General features: G+C 59.8%; 13 protein-coding genes. 5 read left to right on the top strand and 8 right to left on the bottom strand.

The window, feature by feature from the left end; genetic code table 11:
• Positions 1-235 precede the first annotated feature (235 nt).
• Together gnd and ABI171_RS05690 are read right to left on the bottom strand one after the other, a co-directional pair.
• Positions 236-1,258, bottom strand: a complete 1,023-nt coding sequence (gene gnd / locus ABI171_RS05695) for a phosphogluconate dehydrogenase (NAD(+)-dependent, decarboxylating) (RefSeq protein ID WP_348091642.1) — start codon at positions 1,256-1,258, stop codon at positions 236-238.
• A 126-nt stretch (positions 1,259-1,384) separates the two neighbouring features.
• Positions 1,385-1,633 (bottom strand): hypothetical protein, encoded by a 249-nt coding sequence (locus ABI171_RS05690; RefSeq protein WP_348091641.1) that lies wholly within the window; start codon positions 1,631-1,633, stop codon positions 1,385-1,387.
• A gap of 518 nt (positions 1,634-2,151) precedes the next feature.
• On the opposite strand from ABI171_RS05690, the gene ABI171_RS05685 reads away from it, so the two are divergent.
• Positions 2,152-2,304: a DUF3309 family protein gene (locus tag ABI171_RS05685; RefSeq protein WP_348091640.1), complete on the top strand. Its 153-nt coding sequence runs from the start codon at positions 2,152-2,154 to the stop codon at positions 2,302-2,304.
• Positions 2,305-2,385: 81 nt separating this feature from the next.
• On the opposite strand, the gene ABI171_RS05680 is transcribed toward ABI171_RS05685, so the two are convergent.
• Positions 2,386-2,688 carry a DUF883 domain-containing protein gene (locus ABI171_RS05680; protein WP_348091639.1) on the bottom strand — a complete coding sequence of 101 codons (303 nt, stop codon included), beginning with the start codon at positions 2,686-2,688 and terminating at the stop codon, positions 2,386-2,388.
• A 443-nt stretch (positions 2,689-3,131) separates the two neighbouring features.
• On the opposite strand from ABI171_RS05680, the gene ABI171_RS05675 reads away from it, so the two are divergent.
• Positions 3,132-4,400 carry a divalent metal cation transporter gene (locus tag ABI171_RS05675; RefSeq protein WP_348091638.1) on the top strand — a complete coding sequence of 423 codons (1,269 nt, stop codon included), beginning with the start codon at positions 3,132-3,134 and terminating at the stop codon, positions 4,398-4,400.
• 161 nt (positions 4,401-4,561) lie between these two features.
• Here the strand turns inward: ABI171_RS05675 and ABI171_RS05670 are convergent, their stop codons facing one another.
• Positions 4,562-5,011, bottom strand: coding sequence for an RcnB family protein (locus ABI171_RS05670; protein ID WP_348091637.1), 450 nt, complete (start codon positions 5,009-5,011; stop codon positions 4,562-4,564).
• A 354-nt stretch (positions 5,012-5,365) separates the two neighbouring features.
• Between ABI171_RS05670 and ABI171_RS05665 the strand changes: the two genes are divergently transcribed.
• Positions 5,366-5,698: a collagen-like protein gene (locus ABI171_RS05665; RefSeq protein ID WP_348091636.1), complete on the top strand. Its 333-nt coding sequence runs from the start codon at positions 5,366-5,368 to the stop codon at positions 5,696-5,698.
• A 434-nt stretch (positions 5,699-6,132) separates the two neighbouring features.
• Positions 6,133-14,805 carry a glucoamylase family protein gene (locus tag ABI171_RS05660; protein WP_348091680.1) on the top strand — a complete coding sequence of 2,891 codons (8,673 nt, stop codon included), beginning with the start codon at positions 6,133-6,135 and terminating at the stop codon, positions 14,803-14,805.
• A gap of 65 nt (positions 14,806-14,870) precedes the next feature.
• Here the strand turns inward: ABI171_RS05660 and ABI171_RS05655 are convergent, their stop codons facing one another.
• Together ABI171_RS05655 and ABI171_RS05650 are read right to left on the bottom strand one after the other, a co-directional pair.
• Positions 14,871-15,329 carry a transposase gene (locus ABI171_RS05655; protein WP_348091635.1) on the bottom strand — a complete coding sequence of 153 codons (459 nt, stop codon included), beginning with the start codon at positions 15,327-15,329 and terminating at the stop codon, positions 14,871-14,873.
• 28 nt (positions 15,330-15,357) lie between these two features.
• Positions 15,358-17,811 (bottom strand): TonB-dependent receptor, encoded by a 2,454-nt coding sequence (locus ABI171_RS05650; protein WP_348091634.1) that lies wholly within the window; start codon positions 17,809-17,811, stop codon positions 15,358-15,360.
• A 490-nt stretch (positions 17,812-18,301) separates the two neighbouring features.
• On the opposite strand from ABI171_RS05650, the gene ABI171_RS05645 reads away from it, so the two are divergent.
• On the top strand, positions 18,302-20,389 hold the full coding sequence (locus tag ABI171_RS05645; protein ID WP_348091633.1) for a M13 family metallopeptidase: 2,088 nt from the start codon (positions 18,302-18,304) through the stop codon (positions 20,387-20,389).
• Positions 20,390-20,485: 96 nt separating this feature from the next.
• On the opposite strand, the gene ABI171_RS05640 is transcribed toward ABI171_RS05645, so the two are convergent.
• The gene (locus tag ABI171_RS05640) at positions 20,486-21,016 is read right to left on the bottom strand and encodes an EF-hand domain-containing protein (RefSeq protein ID WP_348091632.1); all 531 of its coding nucleotides are present in this window, start codon (positions 21,014-21,016) and stop codon (positions 20,486-20,488) included.
• A gap of 6 nt (positions 21,017-21,022) precedes the next feature.
• The gene (locus ABI171_RS05635) at positions 21,023-22,588 is read right to left on the bottom strand and encodes a peptidase S10 (protein WP_348091631.1); all 1,566 of its coding nucleotides are present in this window, start codon (positions 22,586-22,588) and stop codon (positions 21,023-21,025) included.
• Positions 22,589-22,697: the final 109 nt, after the last annotated feature.

Below are 22,697 nucleotides of genomic sequence, written 5' to 3'. Positions count from 1 at the left end.
TGATTCCTGGTGTTTCGGGTTAATGCGACAGATAAATGCGACGGATCAACGCAGCCAGCTAACACGGAAAAAAAACCGTCAAACAGGTCACGCCAGGCGCGCCGGCTATCGCCTCCGGAGTACACCTTCCAGCGCATGGCTGGCTGGATGCCGGCCCCGGCCTTGGCCGGGGCAAACGGCAGCTGGACATGCGTTTATCGGAATGCGCTGCGCTATTCCGGCTCACATGCTGTCATTACTCAGGCTTGACGGGCTTCTCGACATGGCCGCCGAAGCCTTGCCGCATGGCTGACAATACCTTGTTGGAAAACTCGTCTTCACCGCGCGAACTGAACCTGGAAAACAGGGCGGCGCTCAGAATCGGCACCGGCACGGCTTCGTCGACCGCGGCGTTGATGGTCCACCGGCCCTCACCCGAATCGGAGACATGGCCGGCGTAGTTCTCCAGCGTCGGATCTTTCAGCAGCGCGCTTGCGGTCAGGTCCAGCAGCCAGGAACCGATCACGCTGCCGCGCCGCCAAAGCTCGGTAATCTCTGGCAGATCGAGATCGTACTGATAGTGTTCCGGATGGCGCAGCGGCGTGGTTTCGGCGTCGGCCTCGCTCTTTTGCTTGCCGACGTTGGCGTGCCGCAGAATGTTCAGACCTTCGGCATAGGCGCCCATGATGCCGTACTCGATGCCGTTGTGAACCATCTTGACGAAATGCCCTGCGCCTTGCGGTCCGCAGTGCAGATAGCCCTGCTCGGCGCTGCTGCCACCCTTGTTGCGACCAGGCGTAGGCGTGGCGGCAGTTGCCCCAGGCGCCAGCGTTGCAAAAATCGGCGCCAGATGCTGCACCGTTTCCGTCTCGCCGCCGATCATCAGGCAATAGCCGCGGTCAAAACCTGCCACGCCACCGCTAGTGCCGACGTCAACGTAATGGATCTGCTTGGCTTTCAGTTCGGCGCCACGGCGGATGTCGTCATGGTAGTAAGAATTACCGCCATCGATCACGATGTCGCCTGCTTCCAGCAATGGCACCAGCAGCGCCAGGTTTTCATCGACCACGGCCGCCGGCAGCATCAGCCATAGCACACGCGGCGCTTTCAGCTGGCTGACCAGATCCTGTAATGATGACGCGCCAACCGCGCCGGGGTGCACCGATGCCTTGACGGCATCCGGATGCAAATCGTAAACCACGCACTGGTGATCGCCCTTGGTCAGACGCCTGACCATGTTGGCGCCCATGCGCCCTAAACCAATCATGCCAAGTTGCATCCTGCTCTCCTCGCTGAATAAATATGACGACGGTAATCATGTTACCCGTTGCTGTTTGCAATGTCTTTTATTCTGTCGAATTCTGTCGATTGTTACCTTTCCTTACCGCGCTTTTTCATCAGGTTTTCAATGCACTTCTTTCTTGCGGCCTTTTTCTATCAGCGCTATGGCGTGGGTGCGCGCCTCGGCTTCTGCCTCTTTTTCGCTGGCGAAGACGACGTCGACCGCCACCCGTTGCGACGGGAAGATATCGTTTCTATGCATGGGATTGCAGGAAGGCGCGTAGATCGCCAGGTTGGCGACCCAGCCTTCGCTGTCAGGCAATTGAAGCCCGGAACATTCGATTTCGTATTCACCAATTGTTTCTGATTGCATGGCAGTCTCCAGACGATAACGGGGATGATCGATACAAATAATCGGGACAAATCACCGGCACAATAACCAACTCGATATCCGCCGGATATTTCATCCAGCGAATGAGCACGGGGCACTCCCGATCAGAGCACGTTATTCCATTCTTCACCCCTGTAAACAGTTGCAGTAGAAGCGCGTGTCCGACAACATCGCATTTGAATGCAGGAGAACCGAACCTGGCAATAAATCTTCCATAAAATCCCTCTGCGCGATAACCATAGTATATGAACTCTGCAACGGCGTGTCGCACCAGACTATTTGCCGATTTTCGTTACCGTGCGCTTCAGGTTTGCATGGCAATTGGCCGGAAAATATATTTCCAGGACGCCGCCGCACCGGTTTTGTACGCCAGCGTACAGACCCGGCCGTCCGTTGCCCTTAAGGTAGAGACAGATTGAGACCAATGATCCGGGCCGTGAGTTCCGGCGCATGCATCTTTGCGATACATGCCGTTTTTAAACCTGTTAAAGGAGCACCGCATGGGCACCATCTTACTAATCATCCTGATCCTCATCCTCATTGGCGCTTTGCCGACCTGGCCGCACAGCCGCAGTTGGGGTTATGGCCCGAGCGGCATCTCCGGCCTGATCGTCATCATCCTGATAGTGTTGCTGGTTACCGGCCGACTATGACGCCGGTTTGACGCCGGCAACAAGAAGAAACGTGGCGCGCATGCTAGATGGCGCCACGTTTTTTTTTACGCTTGAACCCGATTATTTCTTGGTCAGGATCACGCCAACCAAAAAGCCCACGCCGGCCGCTGTCGCCAGTGCGCGCCAAGGATTTTCCTTCACATATTCTTCTGCCGAATCCGCCATTTCCTTGCTGGCGTCGACTGCATTGGCTTGCGCTTCCTGCGCCGCGACCAAAGCGCTGTCCAGCAGGCGCATGGCGCGCGTGCGCAGTTCGTCGGCCTTGTCGCCGCTCAACGCCGCTGCTGCCTGGAACAAGGCTTGTGAGTCCTGGACCAGCAACTTCACATCGCGGTTGACTGCTCTGAGATTTTTTTCTAACAAGATGAACTCCTTAAAATGAGATGGATGGTTGGCAGGATTGCCGGCGCGCCATTCAGCAATGCAAGCACTGCCTGGCAATCGCCGCGATATCGATTCCGCCGGCATGCTTCTGTTCCGTTTGTTGCATGATTTTCTCTCCGTCAAATGGGCTGTGGGAAGCGGCGACATTGCTCCATTGCCGCCATGCTGTCGATTAACCGGGCTGGGCCGCGTACTGCAAGAGCCCGGCTTGGCGAACTGATCTGGAGTTTTCATCTCGATAGACGATTTATATATCTTAATGGCCGCGTGATCGGTACGCTGGCGCACATAGTTGCGGCTTTACGCCAAAACGCCTTCACGGTTTTGTTGTCCGCATCGAGTGTGTGCTGGCGCACAGACCTGCGAGCGTGCAGGTCCTAGCCTTGCTGCAACCAAGCTGGCATAACCTAGGTATCCTGCGTATGGCAAATTCCGTTTCCAAAAAATCATGGTTAAAAAAGCTCGGCCCCGGATTGATCACCGGCGCCGCCGATGACGATCCGAGCGGCATCGCCACCTATTCTCAATCAGGCGCGCAGTTCGGCTTCAATTTGTTGTGGACGCTGTTCCTGACCTATCCGCTGATGGTGGGAATACAGATCATCAGCGCCAAGATCGGCCGGGTCAGCGGTCACGGCCTCGCCACCAACATGCGGCGACACTATCCAGCCTGGCTGCTGTATAGCATCGTCAGCCTGCTGCTGGTCGCCAATACCATCAATATTGCGGCAGACGTCGCTGCCATGGGCGAGGCCATGAAACTGCTGGCTGGCGGCCCGGCGCATCTTTATGCCCTGGGCTTCGGGATGCTGTCGCTTTTGCTACAGATTTTCATTCCCTACAATCGCTATGTCAGGCTGCTGAAATGGCTCACGCTGGCGTTGCTGGCTTATGTCGGCACGGCGTTCGTGGTACACACGCCGTGGACCGAAGTGTTCGCCAAAACCGCGTGGCCTCAGCTATCCTGGAAACCGGCGTATATCACCACCGTAGTAGCGGTGTTCGGCACCACTATCAGCCCCTATTTGTTTTTCTGGCAAGCATCGCAGGAAGTTGAGGATCTGCATGCCCAGCCGGGCGCGCAAGCGCTGAGAGATGCGCCGGACCAGGCCAGCGCCAATTTCAACCGGATCAAGGTGGATACCGTCGTCGGCATGGGCTTTTCCAATATCGTCGCCTACTTCATCATGCTGACCACCGCTGTGACACTGGGCATGCATGGCATCACCGACATCCAGACCTCGGCCCAGGCGGCTACCGCGTTGCGGCCGATCGCCGGCGAGTTTGCGTTTTTCCTGTTCAGCGCCGGCATCATCGGCACCGGGCTGCTGGCGGTGCCGGTGCTGGCCGGTTCCGCCGCCTACGCCATGGCCGGCGCATTCCATTGGAAGAACAGCCTGGAGCTCAAACCCGCCCTGGCCAAGAAGTTCTACGGCATCATCGCCGTCTCCACCATCATCGGCGTGGTGCTGTGCTTTACCCCTGTCGATCCGATCAAAGCCCTGTATTGGAGCGCCGTCATCAACGGCGTGATTTCGGCCCCTATCATGGGTGTCATGATGCTGATGGCGGCGAATCCCAAGATCATGGGAAGTTTCGTGATCGGCCTCAAACTGAAAGTGCTGGGCTGGATCTGCACCGGTGCCATGACGCTGGCGGTGCTGACGATGCTCCTGACGCTTGGCCGGTAGCCCAAACTCCGGTCTCCACAATATATTGCGCCGCAAGGATCAAAAAGGAGCTTCACGGCTCAGCGTGTTGCATCAACATCTTGGCCCATGAAAAACACGGAAGGCACGGAAATTTTCGGTTTTTTACCATGCTTTCCGTGTTTTCCGTGGATAAAGGTCTGTCAGTTGCCCAGCAAAAGCTGCAAGATGATGCCGGTCGATATTGCCACCAGCACGTAATCACCGCCGGTTTGTACCCAGTGGTAGCCGCGCGGCGGCGCATTCAGGTGATGACCGCGCCAGTCGTCGACCACATATTGCCGGTCGCGATATTGCGGCGGCAGACGCTGGCCCCGGTAGAAGGCGTGATCAGGGCCTGCGCCGCGGTCGTCGCGATGACGGTCGTTGTATCCGCGATCGTCACGATGCTGGTCGTTGTATCCGCGGTCCGGCTGGCGGCGCTGATCGTTGCGGCGGTCACGCCCGTCGTTGCGTTGCTGGTCGTTATGCTGCTGATCATTACGTTGCTGGTCGTTATGCCAGACGGGGGTGTCGAGTCCCTGGCCGAACGCCATTCCTCCTGCCGCCAAAGACAGCGCCATGATGGCGGAGACAATTGTTTTTGCTTTCATGCTGGGCTCCAGTTGATTGGGACGGCTTGATACCAAGTCCACGATAGTCTTGCCGATGCACGAATTCTGTGCGGCAGCGCACACAAGCCCCGGTTTTGTGGCAAAACACGGCACGGCCTCGCTATGTACCCCAGCGCACCGAGCCAACCCCGCAATTACCGTAGCCTGATGGCATTCATAGCGCACCGGGAAACCGAACCGGGGCTATGCGCGCAAGCCGGCAGAACAGGCCGCCTTGCAGTAGCGCTGGCTTGATCCGCCGACGTGATCATGAGCGCCAGAGACCGATCAAATCTGGATCACTGCACACAATACCGTGGGTAGTTTAAGTAAGGCTACACAAAGGGAATCATCATGAAATACTCAGCATATCTTCTTGCCGCATTGACGGCATTCGCGTTGGCCGGTTGCTTTACGATGCCAACAGGCCCTGCCGGCCCTCCGGGCGCCATTGGCGCAACCGGCGCAACCGGCTATACCGGCGATACAGGAGCAACCGGCTATACCGGCGCTACCGGACGCTCTGGCGCCACCGGCGGCATGGGCGCGACCGGAGACACTGGCGCCACCGGCGGCACCGGAGCAACCGGAGACACTGGCGCCACCGGCAGCACCGGAGCCAGAGGTAACACCGGCGCCAAAGGCAGCACAAATGCCGGCACAGTGGTTGTGGTGCCTGCACGCTAGACCTGCTTGCGCACTTCCTGCGGGCGAATCTCTAGCTGCGATTGGAGGTTCGTCCCGGAATCTGCTAACCTGTGTAGCGTAGGACGGTCCGCAGGCCATCAGTCCATGCTGCTTTCGCCGGTACTTTTTCCTGCTGTCCTGCGGTCACATTTCTACCGTCCCCTGTCGAACGTCTTCTCCTGACGCGGCGCCCTTCCGCTTGCCAGAAGCGATATCCAACAGGGCCAGAACCAGATCTGCCATCTACCGTTCTGCACTTTGCGATCTGCTTCTTCTTCGTTGAATAAATAGAAACGTCAGAATTGAAACCAGACCATAAATCCGTATTCGATCATTTGCTCATCATGCGCGCCGCGTTGCGCCCCGACAATGGCGGCGGCCGGCCGAACGAAGACGAGTTGCCGCTGCGCGCCGAACTGTTCAGCGCCTTGCAAATGGAGCAGCACGGACGGATCCTGGCGAATGCCCACAAACTCAGTCCTGAACGCGGCCGCGACCAGTTGCTGGCGCGCCTGGCCGACAATGAAAACGTGATCATCGACGCCTGCGGCGAGCTGACCGACGCCATCAAGACCGGCCGCCAGGTGACGCCTGCGGCAGAATGGCTGCTGGATAACTTCTACCTGATCGAAGAGCAGATCCGCACCGCCAAACGGCATCTGCCGAAAAACTACAGCCGTGAACTGCCGCGCCTGCTGCGCGGAAATTCCGCCGGCCGCCCGCGCGTCTACGACATCGCGCTGGAAACCATCTCGCACGGCGATGGCCGGGTCGATCCGGAAAGCCTGAGCCGTTTCGTCGCCGCCTACCAGCAGGTGATGCCGCTGACGTTGGGCGAGTTGTGGGCGATCCCTATCATGCTACGGCTGGCCTTGATCGAAAACCTGCGGCGGGTGGCGGCCCATCTGGCCCTGACCCGCCTCAACCGCAACCTGGCCGATTCCTGGGCCGACGCCATGGCGGAAAGCGCCGAAAACGATCCCAGCAACCTGATTTTGCTGGTGGCCGACATGGCCCGCTCCAACCCGCCGCTGGACAGTTCATTCGTGGCGGAGCTGGTGCGGCGTTTGCAGGGACAAAGCCCGGCGCTGACCTTGCCGATGACCTGGCTGGCGCAGCGCCTGACGGAATCCGGCCAGACCATTGAGCAACTGGTCCAATCCGAAACCCAGCAACAAGCCGCCGACCAGGTTTCGATCAGCAACAGCATCGGCAGCCTGCGCTTCCTGAGCGCGATGGACTGGCGCGAATTTGTCGAAACCATGAGCGTGGTCGACCATACCTTGCGCAAAGATCCGAGCGACATTTATACCCGCATGGATTTCGCTACGCGCGACTGCTACCGGCATGTGATCGAAAAACTCGCCAAGCACAGCCCGATGTCGGAGATTGAAGTCGCCGAACAGGCAATCGCGCTGGCCGGCGCCAACCTGGCGGCCGGCATGCTCGAACCGCGCAACGTCCATGTCGGTTATTACCTGGTGGGCAAGGGCTTGCCGCAGATGGAGCAGGCAGTCCGCTTCGGGCCGCCGCTGCGGGAACGGTTGCGCAGCGCCGGCCGCGACTCGCCGCTGGCGGTGTATCTGATCAGCATCCTGATGCTGAGCCTGCTGGTTGCCGGCCTGGTGGTATTCAAGGCCTATGCCGACGGCGTCAACCATTGGCTGCTGCTGGCGCTCGGCCTGCTCTCGCTGTTCGCCGCCAGCCAGCTGGCGCTGGCGATGGTCAACTGGTTCACCACGCTGATCACCATTCCACGGCCGCTGCCGCGCATGGATTTTTCCGAAGGCATTCCGCGTGAATCGCGCACCCTGGTGGTGGTCCCCACCATGTTGTTCACGACCCAAAATATCGACGGCCTGACCGAAGCGCTGGAAGTGCGCTATCTCGCCAACCGCGACGACAACCTGCGCTTCTGCCTGCTGACCGATTTCCCCGATGCCGCCACGGAAAACCTGCCGGACGACGACGGCTTGCTGCAACATATCAAGCACAACATCACTGAGCTGAACCAGAAATACCGCCAGGAATACAGTCCGGAGCAAAGCAAGGAATATGGTAAAAACCGTGACGACCACTTCTTGTTGCTGCATCGTCCGCGCCGCTGGAACCCGCAGGAAAAAGCCTGGATGGGCTATGAACGCAAGCGTGGCAAACTGGCCAACCTGAATGCTTTCCTGCGCGGCGGAGAGCCTGATACCTACTCGCTGATCGTGGGCGATACCGATGGCCTCAGCAATGTCCGCTATGTGATCACGCTGGATACCGATACCGAGCTGCCGCGCGACGCCGCCAGACAGTTCATCGCCACCATGGCCCATCCCCTGAACCGGCCCCTGTACGATCCCGGCCGCCAGCGCGTGGTGGACGGCTACGGCATCCTGCAGCCGCGGGTGGCGGTCAGCCTGCCCAGCGCCGAAGCATCGCGCTACGAACTGTTATGCGGCGGCGAAACCGGGATCGATCCTTACACCAGTACCGTGTCCGACGTCTATCAGGATGTCTTCGGCGAAGGTTCGTTCGTCGGCAAAGGGATTTACGATATCGATGCCTTCGAGCAGGCGCTGAGTAACCGCATGCCGGAAAACCGCGTGCTCAGCCACGACTTGCTGGAAGGCTGCTATGCGCGCGCCGGCCTGCTCAGCGACGTCCAGCTGTATGAACAATATCCGGCGCGCTACAGCGCCGACGTCCGCCGCCGCCATCGCTGGATCCGCGGCGACTGGCAAATCGCCTCCTGGCTATTGCCGCGCGTTCCCGGCGTGCGCGATGCGGTGAGCGGCAAGATCGCCCATCAGCGCAATCCCCTGTCGGCCTTGTCGCGCTGGAAGCTGTTCGACAATCTGCGCCGCAGCATCGTGCCGTTTGCCCTGACCGCATTGCTGCTGACGGGCTGGACTGCCCTGCCCTCAGCCTGGTTCTGGAGCGGCGTGGTGCTGGCGATCATCCTGGTTCCCTCGATCTGCGCCAGCATCATCAGTCTGTTGCGCAAGCCGTCCGACGTCTTGCTGCGCCAGCATTTTTTTGCGACGCTCAAAACCGCAGGCCAGCACTTCACCCACGCGGCGCTGACGCTGACATTCCTGCCGTATGAAGCCGCGGTCAATCTGGACGCCGTGTTCCGGACCCAATGGCGAATCCTGGTCTCACACAAAAAACTTCTGGAATGGCAACCTTCCAGCGAAGCCAGCCGCCAGTCAGGCAACGGCCTGCTGTCCTATTACCGCAGCATGTGGCTCGCGCCCACGATTGCGGCGGCTGCCGCTGTCTATCTGAGTGTCGCCCGGCCGCACGCGCTGCAAGCCGCCGCCGTGATCCTGCTGCTGTGGCTGGCGTCGCCGCTGGTCGCCTATTGGATCAGCCAGCCTATCGCGCGCCGCCAGGCGCAACTGAGCAACGAGCAAACACAATTCTTGCGCGCGCTGTCTCGCAAGATATGGCTGTTTTTTGAAACCTATGTCGGCCCCGAAGACAACTGGCTGCCGCTCGACAATGTGCAGGAACATCCGGTCGCGGTGGTGGCGCGGCGCACCTCGCCGACCAACATCGGCCTGTCGCTGCTGGCGAATCTGGCGGCCTACGATTTTGGCTACATCCCGGCCGGGCAGCTGGTGGTGCGCACCCAAAACACCTTCCAGACCATGGCCGCACTGGAACGTTACCAGGGCCATTTCTACAACTGGTATGACACACAGTACCTGAGGCCGCTGCACCCGATCTATGTCTCCACCGTAGATAGCGGCAACCTGGCCGGCCATTTGCTGACCCTGCGCCCCGGCCTCGAAGGCCTGCTGGATAGCGCAATCATCGGCGGCCGCGTATTTCCCGGCTTGCGCGACACCTATGAAATCCTGCGCGACACCGCCGGCGGCGGTCCGCTGGCGAAGCTGGCGCAATTTGAAAAGGACCTGGAATCGGCCTGTCAGTCAGCACCGTCCACCTTGACCGTGGCTCATGATTTCCTGCAACGGCTCAGCCATTGCGCCGCCAGTTTCGTCGCCGGTCTCGACACCGTGCCCGATACCCAGCTCAATGTCTGGGCCCGGGCACTGGCCAGCCAGTGCCGCGATGCGCTGGAAGAAATCAATCATCTGACGCCGTGGAACCAGATGCTGACGCCGGCAGACTGGCTGGATGATTTTCCTGAACTCGACCAGATCCCGACCTTGCGCAATCTGGCGCGCCTGCATACCGACCTGGCGGAGAAATTCGACAAGAAACTGGCCGAACACAGCGATGCCAGGCATCTGCAGCGCCTCTCCAGCCTGCGCCAGTTGCTGGCCGAAAGCAGCCAGCGGGCCGGCGAGAATATCCTGCTGATCGAACAGCTGGCGACGCAGGCGGAAGAATTCGCGCGGATGGAATATGGCTTCTTGTACGACCCGGCCACCCACCTGCTCGCGATCGGCTACAACATCAGCGAACGCCGGCGCGACGCCAGTTTCTACGATCTGCTAGCTTCGGAAGCCCGCATGACCACCTTCGTCGCCATTGCCCAGGGACAGTTGCCGCAAGAAAGCTGGTTCGCTCTCGGCCGCCAGCTGACCATCGCCGGCGGCGAACCGATCCTGTTGTCGTGGAGCGGCTCGATGTTCGAGTACCTGATGCCGCTGCTGGTGATGCCAACCTTCGCCAACACCCTGCTCGACCAGACCTATGCTTCCGCCATCAAGCGCCAGATCGAATACGGCAGCCAGCGCAACGTGCCATGGGGCATTTCAGAGTCGGGCTATCACACCTTCGACGCCAGCCTCAACTATCAATACCGCGCCTTCGGCGTGCCGGGGCTGGGCTTCAAGCGCGGCCTCGGCGACGATCTGGTGATTGCACCGTACGCCTCGATGATGGCGCTGATGGTGGCGCCGGAGCAAGCCTGCAGCAACCTGCAACAGCTGGCGGCGGAAGGCTTCGAGGGCGAATACGGCTTCTTTGAAGCCATCGACTACACCGCGTCGCGTTTGCCGCGCGGACAAAACAATGCGGTGATCCGTTCCTTCATGGCCCACCATCAAGGCATGGGATTCCTGTCGCTGGCGTATCTGCTGCTCGACGCTCCGATGCAAAAGCGTTTCGAATCCGACCCTCTATTCCAGGCTACCATGTCCCTGCTCCATGAACGCGTACCCAAAGCCAGCGCTACCTATTCCAACACCTCCGACCTGGCCGACATCCGCACCGCCGCCAGCGACCAGGGCATGCAGATGCGGGTCTTGCAGCGCCCCGATCCGCGCACGCCGGAAGTCCAACTGCTATCGAACGGCCGTTACCATGTGATGATCACCAGCGCCGGCGGCAGCCGCAGCCGCTGGAACGACCTCTCGGTAACGCGCTGGCGCGAAGACAGCACGCGCGACAACTGGGGCGCCTTCTGCTACGTGCGCGACGTCGCCGAAAGCAACAACGAAGACGGCGCCTACTTCTGGTCTACCGCCTACCAGCCGACACTGGTGCCGCCCAAGAATTACGAAGTGATCTTCTCGGAAGGCCGGGCCGAATTCCGCCGCCGCGACAACAACCTCGACATGCACACCGAGATCGTGGTGTCGCAAGAAGACGATATCGAATTGCGCAGGACCCGCATCGTCAACCGCTCCCGCAACCGCCGCACCATCGACATCACCAGCTATGCCGAAGTGGTACTGGCGCCGGCGCCGGCGGACGCCACGCACCCGGCTTTCAGCAACCTGTTCGTGCAGACTGAAATCCTCGATCCGCAACGCGCCATCCTGTGCACCCGCAGGCCACGTTCCATGAACGAAAAAATGCCGTGGATGTTCCATCTGATGGCAATCCACGGCGCCGAGCTGGACGCCGTCTCCTACGAAACCGACCGCATGGAATTCATCGGCCGCGGCAACACCGTGACGGCGCCGCAAGCCATGCGCACGCCAGGACCTTTAGGCGGCAACGCCGGACCGGTGCTCGATCCGATCGTGGCGATCCGTTGTCAGATCACGCTGGAACCGGAACAGGTGGTCACCATCGACATGGTGACTGGCATCGGCGATTCACGCGACATCTGTCTCAGCCTGATCGAGAAATACCAGGACCGTCATCTGGCCGACCGCGTGGTCGAACTGTCCTGGCCGCATAGCCAGGTGGTGCTGCGCCAGCTCAACGCCAGCGAAGCCGACGCCCAGCTGTATGGCCGCCTGGCCAATTCGGTGATCTTTGTCAATCCGCTGCTGCGGGCCGACGCCAGCGTGCTGATCCGCAATCATCGCGGCCAATCCGGCTTGTGGGGCTACGCCATTTCCGGAGACCTGCCGATCGTGCTGGTGCAGATCAAGAGCCAGGAGAATATCGAGCTGGTGCGGCAACTGGTGCAGGCGCACGCCTACTGGCGCTCCAAAGGGCTGGCGGTCGACCTGGTGATCTGGAACGAAGACCATGCCGGCTACCGCCAGTTGCTGCAGGACCAGATCATGGGCCTGATTTCATCCGTCACCGGCGCCAATGCGATCGACCGCCCGGGCGGCATCTTCGTGCGGCTGGTGGACCAGATATCCGACGAAGACCGGATCCTGTTCCAGGCGGTGGCGCGGGTCATCCTGACCGATAGCCGCGGCACCCTGGCCGAGCAGATCAACCGGCGCGACCTGATGGAAATCCGCGTGCCGCGCCTGATCCCCGTGCTCAAGCAGCAAGCGCTCGGGATACCCGCCGAGCTGGCCCTGCCGCAGCGCGAACTGCTGATGGAAAACGGCCTGGGCGGCTTCAGCGCCGACGGCCGCGAATATGTCATCACCACTTCCGCCACCCAGGCCACGCCTGCGCCCTGGAGCAATGTGATCGCCAATCCGCAATTCGGCACCGTGATTTCGGAAAGCGGGCAAGCTTATACCTGGGGTGAAAACGCCCATGAATTCCGCCTGACGCCCTGGGCCAACGATCCGGTCAGCGACACCGGCGGCGAAGCCTTCTACCTGCGCGACGAAGAGAGCGGGCACTATTGGTCTCCCACTCTGCTGCCACGGCGCGGCGCCGGTGATTACATCACGCGCCACGGTTTCGGCTACAGCGTGTTCGAACACATAGAAGAAGGCATCGTCTCGGAAATGACGGTGTATGTCGCTATCGACGCGCCGGTCAAATATACGGTGCTGCGGGTGCGCAACGAGTCGGATGCGATGCGCAAGCTGTCCGCCACCGGCTACGTCGAGTGGGTACTGGGCGAACTGCGGCCGAAATCGGTGATGCACATCGTCACCGAAACCGATCCGGCCACCGGCGCCTTGTTTGCACGCAATCCCTACAATACAGAATTTACCGACCGCACCGCCTTCTTCGACGTCGACGCCGCCGCCAGCAGCGTCAGCGGCGACCGCTACGAATTCATCGGCCGCAACGGCTCTCTGCAAAGCCCGGCGGCGATGGAACGGATGCGCTTGTCGGGCAAGGTCGGCGCCGGACTCGACCCTTGTGCGGCGATCCAGAAGCAGTTCGAACTCAATCCCGGCCAGCAGCGCGAGATTGTCTTCATACTCGGCGTCGCCGATACCCGCCACACCAATCTTGGCGAGCTGCTGCAACAGCAGCGCGGCGCAACCGCCGCACAAGAGGCGCTGAAGGCGGTCCATGCGTTCTGGGACCGCACCCTGGGCGCGGTGCAGATAGACACGCCCGATCCGGCCTTGAACGTGCTGGCCAACGGCTGGCTGATGTATCAAACCATCGCCTGCCGCATGTGGGCGCGCAGCGGCTATTACCAGTCGGGTGGCGCTTTCGGTTTCCGCGACCAGTTGCAGGACGCCATGGCTCTGGTGCACAGCCAGCCGCAGCTGCTGCGCGACCATCTGCTGCTGTGCGCCGCCCATCAGTTCACCGAAGGCGACGCCCAGCACTGGTGGCATCCGCCGACCGACCGCGGCGTGCGCACCCACTGCTCCGACGATTTCCTGTGGCTGCCGCTGGCGGTGCATCGCTATGTCAGCAGCACCGGCGACAGCGGCGTGCTGGACGAAACCGCGCACTTTCTCGAAGGCCGTGCAGTGAACCCGGATGAAGATTCCTACTACGACCTGCCGGGACGTTCCAACGAAGTAGCAACGCTGTATGTCCATTGCGTACGCGCCATCGAGCACGGTTTGCGCTTCGGCGTACATGGCTTGTCGCTGATGGGATCCTGCGACTGGAATGACGGCATGGACAAGGTCGGCGAGAAAGGCAAAGGCGAAAGTGTCTGGCTCAGCTTTTTCCTGTATGACGTGCTGACCGGTTTCGCTGAGATCGCCGTCATTCATCAAGACCAGGTTTTCGCCGATCGCTGCCTCGCCGAAGCAGCCAAGCTGCAGAAAAATATCGCCGACAACAGTTGGGACGGCGCCTGGTACCGGCGCGCTTATTTCGACGATGGCACGCCGCTGGGATCCGCCAAAAATGTCGAATGCCAGATCGATTCGATTTCACAAAGCTGGTCGGTATTGTCCGGCGGCGGCGATCCGCAGCGCAGCCTGATGGCGATGCAGGCGGTGGACCAACGGCTGGTGCGGCGCAAGGATGCCATCATCCAGTTGCTGGATCCGCCGTTCGACAAATCGGATCAGAATCCCGGCTACATCCGCGGCTACGTTCCCGGTGTCCGCGAAAATGGCGGCCAGTACACCCATGCGGCGATCTGGACTGTGATGGCTTTCGCCAAACTGGGCGACCAGAAGCGCGCCTGGGAACTGATGCGCCTGATCAATCCGCTCAACCATGCCAAAACCGCCAGCAAGATCGCCAGGTACAAGGTCGAACCGTATGTAGTCGCCGCCGACGTCTATGCCGGCGCGCCGCATGTCGGCCGCGGCGGCTGGACCTGGTACACCGGATCGGCCGGCTGGATGTACCGCCTGGTTGTGGAATCGCTGCTGGGCCTCCATCTGGCGGGCGACAAATTGCGTGTGGCGCCTTGCCTGCCGGATAACTGGGCATCCTACCGGATCGCTTACCGCTATCGCGACACCACCTACAACATCGTATTGCATCAGGGAGTGGCTGATGGCATCGCTTATGTCAAGGTCGACGGCGTTAAGCAGGCCGAGGATGCGATCACGCTGATCGACGACAAGCGCGAGCACGCGGTGGAGATTTTGCTACCCCTTCGGCCGGCCTCATCTGCATGACGTCAATCCGGGCATGTATCGTCCATGCCCGGATTGACGTCATGCAGCGCTGTTCCTCTTTTGCTTCAAGCGGCGCCCACCAGCCGCAGCCAATGCAAGGCCATGTCACCGGCCTTCGCCGCCCGGCCTGTGTGCTTGCCGGCCTTCACCTCAGGAGCGCCACAGGATTCGCGCCGCTCATTTTCCATCTTCCTTTGCTCGACCTTGATTCTTTGCTGCTCGCAGAACGCGGCAATTTTCTCGATGAGCGCACGCAGTTCCGGATCGCCATATAGCTCTACGGCCAGATTGCGCCAGACGCCGCTCTCATCCCAGCGCCTGACCCGCGTATAAACCGTGTTCCACTTGCCGAATCGCAGCGGCAGATCGCGCCATGCACTGCCATCCAGGGTGTGCCACACGACCGCCTCGATGAATAACCGGTTATCACGCCCCCAGCATCCGCGGTCTCCCCGCTTGCCCGGCAATAGCGGCGCCAGTTTGTCCCATTGATCGTCCCGCAAGGGAATGATTGCTGCCGACATGGATTGTTTCCTCATAAATTGGTGATTATCAGAAGTTGTATCTGCCCGTCAGCAGGACTGTGCGGCCAGGCTCGACTCCGGCGTTGCCGTAGACCGCAAAATCGCTATACAGACGGCGGTCGGACAGGTTCTTGACGCCAAGGGTGGCCGACCAGTTTTTCGAACGGTAATACACACTGGCGTCGGTGCACAGCTGGCCGCCCATGGTGAAGCCGATATTCGTGGTGTACGCGCTGCGCGCTCGCAAGCCCAGCCCGAAACCCCAGCCTTGCCATGCCGGACTTTGCAAGTCATAGCTGCTCCAGATGCTGGCCTGGCGCTCCGGATAAGGCGAAAAAGTAGTGAGTCCCTCTGGCGCCTGCGCCGTGCTGAACCTGGTATCGCTATAGGAGGCGATAATGTTCCAGCCACGCGTCACACGGCCGGTGACGTCGAATTCAATGCCGTGGCTACGGGTGTTCGGCAGCAGCACAATGGCATCGACACCGGCATCGTTGTTGCCCAAATCCTGGAACACATTGGTGAGGCTGGCCTTGAACACCGTGGCGGTCAGGAACAAGCGGTCGTCGAGCAGAGTGAATTTCAATCCGGCTTCCATCGATTGCCCCTCCGAGACCGGCGTCACAAAGGTTCCCGTCGGGCCGCCATCGAGACTGGCGTTGCTCACCAGCTGGCCGGCTTCAAAACTCTTGAAGCGGTTGACATAGGCAGTGATGCCAGCTGTCAGGCGGTAGCTCACGCCGAAATTGTAGGTTGGCTTGCCGTACCGTGGTGGCACCGCCATGTCGGCGCTACTCGACCAGGCGCTGGCATAACCTGCGTTCGCCAGCACATGCCAGCGCCCCCAGGAAAGCTGGTCCTGCAGGAAGAGATTGCTGAAATGCTGGGTTGCACGGCCATAGGCCGGCGTCAGGCCGGATGTATCGATCGGCGGCAGATTGCCCGGCAAGGGAAACGGATTGAATTGATAACCGCTAAGGTTGTCCATGATTGTGGATTGCCAACTAGCGTTGTAGGCCATGCCGGCCACCAGCGCATGCTTGACTGCGCCGGTATGGAATACGCCATGCAGCGAATTCTCGGTCGCCCAGCCATAATTGGCCCACTCTGCGGCGAATTTCAGACATGCGGTTGCCGACGATCCGTCGTCGGGATTACTGCTCTCGATACAGTTGTAGACATGACGGGATAATTGCTGGCGCGTGTAATTGCCCTTGCTTTGCAAGCTCCAGCCGTCCCACAGGCGCTGTTTGATGTCGTAGGAAAATCCCAGGCTGCGGACCAGTTCGCCATCATCCGCACGCCCCTTGATTCCAACGAAAGGGCCTTGCGGACCTTGCTCCTCCAGATCGACATAAGGCGAGCCGCCGGCGCTGAGCCAGGTGCGCTGGTAGCTCACGGCCACCACGGCGCTGGTCCCGCCAGCTTGATAGCCAAGCGACGGCGCCAGATACAGGTCGCGCCGGCCATCGTAGCCGTCGACGGTGCGATGGTCGCCGATGATGGACAGGATGAGCCGCTGGGTCCAGGCCTGGTCATCCGACAAGGCGCCGGCCAGGTCCAGCGCGGCGCGCTTGTGGCCGAGGCTGCCGCCCTCCAGCGTCAACTCGCGCACCGTTTCCGCCTGCGGCTGCTTCAGCATGATGTCGACCAGGCCGCCGGGTTCCATGCCGCCGTTGGCGACGATCGAATCCGCGCCGCGTAAAACCTCCACTCGTTCAATCGCTGCAATCGGCGTAATGAACGGCGAGATGCGGTTACCGCTGAATACCAGGCCGTTGACGCGCATCGGCGCTATAAAGCTTCTGATGCTGATACTGCTGCCGTTGATTTCATCGCGGTTGATGGTGACGCCGCTGACATTGCGCAAGACATCCTCCAACGACTGCGCCTGCTGGCTTTGCATGACCTCGCGGGTGACCACCTGAATCGATTGCGGAATCTCCGATATGGCCGCATCGTTACGCGTCGCGCTGCTGCTGCGGTCCGCCAAAAAACCATCGCTTGCCTGCGTGTTCTCTGTGCCCCTGACCACCATGGGCGGCAGGACCGGGCCGTCATCGACGCCTGTCGCAGCCCTGGCCTGCTGAACTGAAACAGGCATCGAAACCGGAGCTGACGCCGGCTTCGGCGGCTTGGCGGCGACCAGCACATAGTCGTTGGCCGTTCTCAGCTCGTTCACCAGGCCGGTGCCGGCCAGCAATTGCGATAATCCATCATGAATTGCAAACGTCCCTGTCAATCCCTGGCTGCGCTGCCCTTGCAGGCGCTCCTGGTCGTACACCAGCGAAATCCGGGCCCGGGCGGCGAAGCGTATCAGGACAGATTCAAGCGAACCAGGCGGGATATCGAACGCCAGCATTTTTGCCGGCGCGGACGGTGCGGACGGTGCGGACAGCTTGCCGGCCGGCTCGGCGACAACCGGCAGCGCAGTCAGCAACAGCAGCGCGCTCACCAGGCATGCATGGCAAGATCTAGACATCGCCGTCTTGACCAGCCTCGAAGCCTGCAGATATGGAATCTATATCGGATGTTTCGCGGAAAGGGGTCAGCATTTTCAAATTATCTACACTATCTTCAACTCTTGGCAGCATCGAAAAGTTTTACATCGCATCAAGCAGCAGCCTCTGCAGCAGCTTGCCATTCAGGCAATTGCCATTTTTTTGGCGATACGCGATTTCATGCAAAAACCGCAACCAACGTGTAGCAATTGCCAACTTCTGGTTCCTGGTTTTCCGGCCTCACTTACATTGCCCCTCGAGATCATAAAAAGTGCCACATTTTCAGTAAAAAAAATGACGCCACATTGGTCTCTCCGCCGGCGCTGCCGGCGGCATGGACGCCAACTCCGCGAAACGCCTTATGTCAACTCATCCCGATGGCGGCATATCGGATAAAATCACCGCGCTGCATGCCGCATCCGGCACGTAAGGTTTAAGCCGCAAAAAACTTCTTATAAAGGTTATTTCCGCGTGAAACGTTCTCTCATCTATGCAGCAGTATTGACGCTGGCTGCAAGCGCCACTTGTTCCACCGCCAGTTTTGCTCAAACACCCCAACCCCAGCCGGTTGCAGCCGTCGCGTCCATGGCGTCCGCCCGGCAAGCCAGCGGCATCGACATGAAGAACGCCGACCTGAGCGTACGTCCCCAGGACGATTTCTACAGTTACGTGAATGGCGCCTGGCTCAAGAAGACTGAGATCCCGGCCGATAAATCGTCGTGGGACGCGTTCTATGAAGTGGTTGAACATACCCTTGACCAGCTGCACACCATCATCGATGGCCTCAGCGCCGACAAGAATCTCACGCCAGGCTCGAACCAGCAAAAGATCGCCGACCTGTACGCCAGCTATATGGATGAGCCGGCGCTGGAAACCCTCGGCATCAAACCGTTGCAGGCGGAATTCGCCAAAGTCGACGCCTTGACCGCCAAACCGCAGATTCCCGGCCTGATCGCCCATCTGAACAACATCGGCGTCAACGCGCCTTATGCGCTGGCGATTCACCAGGATGCCAAGGATTCGAGCAAAGTCATCGCCGATCTTGGCCAGAGCGGCCTTGGCTTGCCGGACCGCGATTATTATCTGAAAGCCGGCGACGCCAAGCTGAAAGCTACGCTGGTCAGGTATCAGGCCCACGTGGCAACCATGCTGGCGCTGACCGGCGACAAGGCGGCGAAGCAGAACGCCGCCGCCATTGTCGCCCTGGAAACCAGGCTGGCCAAGGTACAGTGGACCGAAGTCCAGAACCGCGATCCGGTCAAGACCTACAACCCGATCCCGCTGGCGCAGTTGCCTGTGCTGGCGCCGCATGTCAACTGGGATGGTTACCTGGACGACGCCGGCCTGAAAGACAAGGTCGCCTATCTGGTGGTCAGCCAGCCCAGCTACATCAAGGGGCTGGACAAGGTCCTGCAAGATACGCCGTTGCCAGTCTGGAAAGCGTATTTCAAATGGCATGTGCTGAGCGGCTTCGCGTCTGACTTGTCGAAAAAATATGTCGACCAGAATTTCTCGTTCAAGGGCACTGTGTTGCGTGGTGTGCCGCAAAACGAGCCGCGCTGGAAACGCGGCATCAATGTCATCGAAGGCAGCATAGGCGAAGGCCTGGGCCAGCTCTATGTCGAACAATTTTTTCCGCCCGAGAACAAGGCGCGCATGGAAAAACTGGTGGCCAACCTGATCGCCGCCTATCATCAAAGCATCGACCATCTGGACTGGATGAGCGCAGACAGCAAGAAAGAGGCGCAGAAAAAACTGTCGACGCTGACGCTGAAGATCGGCTATCCGGACAAATGGCGCGACTATTCCAGCCTGGTCATCAAGCGCGACGACCTGGTCGGCAACCTGATCCGCGCCAATCAATTCGAGTACCGGCGCAATATCAACAAACTCGGCAAGCCGGTGGACCGCAGCGAATGGGGCGACACACCGCAAACCGTGAACGCCTACTACAACCCGGAGTTCAACGAAATCGTCTTTCCGGCAGCGATTCTGCAAGCACCGTTCTTCAATGCCGCTGCGGATGACGCGGTCAATTATGGCGGCATCGGCGCCGTGATCGGCCATGAAATCAGCCACGGTTTCGACGACCAGGGCAGCCAGTACGATGAAATCGGCAACCTGCGCGACTGGATGGGCAAGCAAGACCATCTGAATTTCGCGGTCAAGACCAAAGCCCTGGTAAAGCAATATGGCGCGTATAGCGCGATACCCGGCTACAAGGTTAACGGTGAGCTGACCCTGGGCGAAAACATCGCCGACAACTCCGGCCTGGCGATTGCCTACAAGGCCTATCACCTGTCGCTGGATGGCAAGACGCCGCCGGTCATCGACGGCTTCACCGGCGACCAGCGGCTGTATCTGGGCTGGGCGCAAGTGTGGCGCGGCAAGGTGCGTGATGCGCAAGCGATCGTGTACGTGAAAACCGATCCGCACTCGCCGCCACGCTTCCGCGGCAACGGCGCCGTCGTCAACCAGCCGGGCTTCTATAGCGCGTTCGGCGTGAAGCCGGGCGACAAGATGTACCTGCCGCCGGAACAGCGCATCATTATGTGGTAGGCGGGAAAGCCGAAAAAACCGCATCGCCCCACGTCTGGCGCGATGCGGTTTGTCTGCAGGCAGCATCCAGATTGCCTGCGCCAAGCCTGAAGCTGTTTACAGAGCCGCGCCGTTCGAGCGCATGAAGCTCTTCACATTGTCAAACGTCACCCTGCCTGCATGGCTGATATCGATTTGCTCGAAATTATTCGCAACAAAGCCGAATCCCGCCTTCTGCGCCTGGGCCTTGGTCACCGAACCGGCGTTGTCGGTATCTGCTTCACTGAACTTCGTTTGCAGTTTTTTCAAGGCCCGGTCTTGCACGGAAACGCCGGTGACGGCTGCAGTAGATGGTGCGACAGCGGCGGCCCGCGCCGCAGCCTTGACGCGCGGCGGCACATAGGGATCGCCCAGTTGCGCCATCCCCTGGCGCGATGGGGTTGCAGATTGGGTCACAGATTGATTATCGGCGGCTGACGTCTGCGCCAGGACAGGTAAGGCGGCAGCCAGAAGCGGCGTCGCCAATGCAGAGAGAATCAAAAAACGTTTCATATCAACTCCAATGTTTGAAATAGATTGAGAGGCGACGAAAACCGGCGCGGCCTGCGGTCGAGCCGATGGATTTCCAGTCGCATTTGCAAAAATCATCTTTCATCATGAGCGGCTGTCGTAATACCGGACCAGATCGCCTTTCATCAGCAGGCGCGAGGGGTCGAACAGATAAATCATATGACCGCCGCGATAGTGCGTGATCTTCAGGTTCGAGACGGTCCCGAGACGCCCCAGGTCGAGCTCGGTGTTGTAGAACGGCGTGGCGAGATCGTGGTAGCCATTTTCCGACAGCACCTTGAGCTTGGGATTTTGATAAATCGCCGCCGCCAGGTCGGGAATCGTATCCGGCAGTTGCAGGCCGTCGTGGCTCCAGTCCCAGTTCTGGATGGTGTCGCCGTTTTCTATATTGTAGGAAGAGACCGCGGTATATTTCAAGCCATGCGGCAGGTAATCATTCATCCGGTCGGTGAACGGCTGGGTGATCAGGGTACTGGAAGGATCGCCATCGGCCGCCAGCGGGCTGCCGTTGACCGCCACCACCCGGCCGTCGTAGCGCCCCAGCAAGGAACCGGGAATCAGGTTCGATCTGAAGGTGGTTTCATCCAGGTTGAAATCGGCTTTCCATTGCGCCACCGGATAACCGGTATTCATGAAAAGCCGGCTCAGCAAGTTGGCTGATGGCGGCGTGTTCGACGCCAGGAACGCATCCACCGCGGGCTCGTAACTATTCACCACGAATTCGCGCATCTGCTTGGAGAATGCGGTGAGATTGGCTGGCGGCGGCGTCACCAGGTTGAAGTACGCGCCAACCGCGGCATAACCAGGGAAGAACGGCCCGTACGAGCCGCCGTTCATGTCGGCATTGGAGTTGTAGTTCAGGATCGCGGATTGCAGCACGACGCCGGTGAGTTTGGTGCCGCCGATTTCCAGCAGGTTGGCCAGCACATCGGTACGCGGCGTGCCATACGATTCACCGTATAGATATTTCGGCGACCCTTGCCGTTGATTGACGCTGATATAACGGTTGATAAAATCCCTGAACACTGCGCCATCGGCATCCACGCCCCAGAAAGTCTGGTTGGTGTTGGGGCTGATCGCTTCGGAAAAACCGGTGCCGACGGCGTCGATAAACACCATGTCTGTGGTGTCGATCAGGCTTTGCTTGTTGTCGACAAACGGAAACGGCAGCGGTTCAGTGGTCGCCGGATCACCGGTGACAATACGCTTGGGACTGAATGATCCGAGATGCAGCCAGACCGAGGACGAACCCGGTCCGCCGTTATAGAAAAAGGTGACCGGACGCTTGCCGGCGTTTTGCTTGTCGGCGGTGTAGGCGACGTAAAACACGCTGGCTTCCGGCTTGCCGGTCTTGGGATCGGTTGCCGTCAGATGGCCGGTGGTCGCGGTGTAATCGATGGTCTTGCCATTGATCGTAATCCGGTTATGCGTGATCGCCGCATTTTCTGTCACCTGCGCAGCCGCAAGCCCGTCGCCAGCGCCAAAACCATACAGTGTCTTGTCGTTATAAGGCTGGTCCGCCGGCTGCCGTACGGCAGCCGGTTCGCTTTGCTGCGCGTCCTGGGCCAGTGCGTAATTTGCACCGAATGCCAGCGCCAGCAGTTGTACTGAACCTGCAATACCAGATAATAGTTTTCGTTTAATCGACATGTAGTCCTCGCGAGTTATGTGCATCGATAACAGCAGCAACGAACAACTGAATCTCTCCCGGATAGCTGAGACTATCGAAGAAGATTCGACGCCGGCGCAAAGCAAGCAA

Source organism: Collimonas sp., assembly GCF_039923675.1.
In the GTDB taxonomy this organism is placed as follows: Bacteria; Pseudomonadota; Gammaproteobacteria; order Burkholderiales; family Burkholderiaceae_D; genus Collimonas.
The sequence above is the reverse complement of the archived record's forward strand: the minus strand, read 5'-3'. Positions and strand labels throughout refer to the sequence as shown.

Coding starts and splice junctions, on each gene's coding strand:
- ABI171_RS05675 (WP_348091638.1), top strand. CDS start 3,132: ATGGCAAATTCCGTTTCCAAAAAATCATGGTTAAAAAAGCTCGGCCCC.
- ABI171_RS05660 (WP_348091680.1), top strand. CDS start 6,133: ATGGAGCAGCACGGACGGATCCTGGCGAATGCCCACAAACTCAGTCCT.
- ABI171_RS05635 (WP_348091631.1), bottom strand. CDS start 22,588: ATGTCGATTAAACGAAAACTATTATCTGGTATTGCAGGTTCAGTACAA.
- ABI171_RS05665 (WP_348091636.1), top strand. CDS start 5,366: ATGAAATACTCAGCATATCTTCTTGCCGCATTGACGGCATTCGCGTTG.
- ABI171_RS05650 (WP_348091634.1), bottom strand. CDS start 17,811: ATGTCTAGATCTTGCCATGCATGCCTGGTGAGCGCGCTGCTGTTGCTG.
- ABI171_RS05640 (WP_348091632.1), bottom strand. CDS start 21,016: ATGATTTTTGCAAATGCGACTGGAAATCCATCGGCTCGACCGCAGGCC.
- ABI171_RS05655 (WP_348091635.1), bottom strand. CDS start 15,329: ATGTCGGCAGCAATCATTCCCTTGCGGGACGATCAATGGGACAAACTG.
- ABI171_RS05690 (WP_348091641.1), bottom strand. CDS start 1,633: ATGCAATCAGAAACAATTGGTGAATACGAAATCGAATGTTCCGGGCTT.
- ABI171_RS05670 (WP_348091637.1), bottom strand. CDS start 5,011: ATGAAAGCAAAAACAATTGTCTCCGCCATCATGGCGCTGTCTTTGGCG.
- gnd (WP_348091642.1), bottom strand. CDS start 1,258: ATGCAACTTGGCATGATTGGTTTAGGGCGCATGGGCGCCAACATGGTC.
- ABI171_RS05685 (WP_348091640.1), top strand. CDS start 2,152: ATGGGCACCATCTTACTAATCATCCTGATCCTCATCCTCATTGGCGCT.